The organism is Oleiphilus sp. HI0128 (assembly GCF_001635365.1).
Genome location: NZ_LWGG01000306.1, coordinates 1 through 1,191 on the forward strand (window position 1 = coordinate 1; position 1,191 = coordinate 1,191).

General features: G+C 49.1%; 2 protein-coding genes. Both read left to right on the top strand.

Features of this window, described 5'->3' with window-relative positions; translation table 11 throughout:
- A partial coding sequence (gene thiE / locus A3763_RS03885) for a thiamine phosphate synthase (RefSeq protein WP_068759902.1) occupies positions 1-578 on the top strand: 578 nt, incomplete at its 5' end.
- Positions 579-597: 19 nt separating this feature from the next.
- Positions 598-1,191, top strand: a 594-nt coding sequence (locus A3763_RS03890; RefSeq protein WP_156494888.1) for an aminotransferase class III-fold pyridoxal phosphate-dependent enzyme, incomplete at its 3' end; no start/stop codon positions are given.

The following is a 1,191-nucleotide window of genomic DNA, read 5'->3' on the forward strand; positions in this document are numbered from 1 at the left end:
AGTCTCTGTTTACCGGGGTAGAAAGTGCGCTTAAAGGTGGCTGCCGTGTTATCCAATATCGGGATAAGCAATCAAAGCCAGATCAGGCGCTTGCCAAGGCACTCCGACTCAAAGCCTTGTGCCATAAGTACCAGGCAGCACTAATCATTAATGACAGCCTGGCCCTGGCCCTCGACAGCGATGCAGATGGGCTGCATCTTGGAAAATCTGACGGCCACTTAAGCGAAGCACGGCAAGCACTCGGCGACAAAAAGATCATTGGCGTTACCTGCCATAGTGACCTGCAATATGCTCAGGACTGTATTAACCAAGGCGCATCATACTGTGCTTTTGGTCGTTTTTTTGAATCACAAACTAAGCCAGAAGCGCCTCCATGTAGCCTGGAAACATTCAAGCAAGCACTGCAATTGAGTATTCCCGTACTAGCCATTGGGGGTATTAGCATAGACAATATTGCTCGCTTCAGAGATACTCCTCCTCATAATATTGCGGTCATTAATAGTCTCTTTGGCCAGGCAGATATCTACCAAGCTGCGCTGGCGCTAAGCGCCGCATTTAAACAAATTCAAACTTATTAATTTAGAAACAGGTTCCAATATGTCTCGATCCGAAGATCTTTTCAACGATGCCCAAAGTGTGATCCCAGGCGGCGTAAACTCCCCGGTGCGCGCATTTAAAGGTGTTGAAGGTACTCCCATTTTCTTTGAACGCGGTGAAGGCGCCTATTTAGTAGATGCCGACGACAAGCGCTATATCGACTATGTCGCGTCATGGGGACCAATGATCTTGGGCCATGCCAACCCGGATGTAATCTCTGCCGTGAAAGCGCAACTAGACCACGGCTTGGGCTACGGTGCGCCAACTGAAATCGAAACCATCATGGCGAAAAAGGTTTGCGAACTTGTCCCTTCTATTGAAATGGTTCGTATGGTGAGTTCGGGAACCGAAGCAACCATGAGCGCTATTCGCTTGGCGCGTGGTTTTACCGGACGCGATAAAATCGTTAAGTTCGAAGGCTGTTATCACGGGCATGCTGACTCGCTACTCGTTAAAGCAGGCTCTGGCGCGCTAACGCTTGGCGTGCCTAATTCACCTGGAGTACCTGCGAGTGTCGCCGAGCATACAATCACCCTTACCTATAATGATGCAGACCAAGTTAAAGCACTGTTTGATGAAATGGGTGACCAGGTT